1 protein-coding gene is annotated in these 1,438 nt (G+C 33.0%); it reads right to left on the bottom strand.

Annotated elements, in window-relative coordinates:
- Positions 1-1,392, bottom strand: a complete 1,392-nt coding sequence (locus LPB88_RS23645; protein WP_230718253.1) for an IS4 family transposase — start codon at positions 1,390-1,392, stop codon at positions 1-3.
- Positions 1,393-1,438: the final 46 nt, after the last annotated feature.

The raw sequence follows: 1,438 nt of genomic DNA, 5'->3' as shown, positions 1-1,438 counted from the left end.
CTACCGTCTGGACACATCTTTAAAGAGTATCCAACCTTGGATGACTAAATTGAATTTTTGCAGACCAATCCAAAAGGTTGTGATGCCTGGTTTTCTTTCTGAGAGATAACCTTTCCATCCTCCTAATCTAGCAATAGCCCATATATATCGTTTCAAATTTGACGATTTATATGGGTTTTTTAATTTTTCGGTTTTACCTTCTAATTGTGTGATTTGCAATTCTAAACATTCTATTTCTTGCTCTGAAAAACAGCTTCTGGGTTCAGTCTCTTCTTCGCTGGCATAGGCTATTTGCATAATAAAGAGCTTTATAATAGTCTCCAGCATCAAAAGACATAGTTTACGAACTGCTTTGCCTTGGGATAATTCGCTGGCTTCGATATTGAACCCCTCTTTTTTTAAAATTCTAAATACTTCTTCAATAGTCCATCTATAGGTGTACCATTCGATACAAAGTAATGCAGTTTGTAGATCTTCAACTTTCTTTGTTGTTAGTAATCTCCAAAGTATTGGATTTTCAATATTTTCTCCTACTTCTTTTGCTTCAATAGCGTAAAGATTGATTTTATCGGGAAGATGTTTTCCTGAATATTGATGTTTGCCTATTGTTATTTCTGAAAAACGTACTTCTATAGTAGCTGTTCTTTTTTGGATCTTTCTTCTTTTATCTCCTTCTATTTCAATTGTGTAGCTTCCTTGAAGTGGCTGTGAACTAAGATGATCGAAAAGTTTTATTTTATTATCAAGCAATCGATTAAATCGGGATCTAATCAATAAATGAGTTTTATTATCGGGGACAAGGCAAAATTGTTCGAAAATATCTCCCTCTCTATCCTGAATAATGATTATTTCTTTTGCTTTACTTAGTCTTTTCTTAGTTTCAAGAGAGGAATCTATCCATCTATAAGACTCTTTTTCTTCAATGGGTATACGATTGTGAGTATTGGTCTTCATTTTAGCAGGCAGTTCATGCCCTCTATTCCATATTTTTACATCTGAAAAACCATACGGCATTAAGGTATCTGCATCTATAATAAAACTTGGATGAATAAAAAAGCCAAGTCCGCCAACAGAAGCATTGGTCAATCCAATTGATTCATCCTTTTTGATCCTGTTTTTGTGATTATAAAGGTTTATTTCACTGCTATCTTGAATACACAAAACAGATTTATCTTCAACACAGCTCACACAATTAAAAGACATGTTCTTTATAATATCAGCTTCACTAACATTATCATTTTGCAAAAAGCGATAAATCGCTTTGGCTTCAGAGTCACTTTCTGCTAATTGTCTTATCGAATAAATACTATTAGCAAACAAGCGATTGAGAATAGAATTACCTCTATTCAACAATCGCTTGTCTTTTAAATTTTCAAAATATCTAGTCTGCACTTTTTCTCAAATATAATTAAAAATATATTTGTGTCCAGACGGTAGC

It is taken from the genome of Flavobacterium sp. JAS, from assembly GCF_020991455.1.
Classification (GTDB): domain Bacteria; phylum Bacteroidota; class Bacteroidia; order Flavobacteriales; family Flavobacteriaceae; genus Flavobacterium.
Note: the sequence above shows the minus strand (reverse complement) of the source record. Positions and strands in the feature narration are given on the sequence as shown.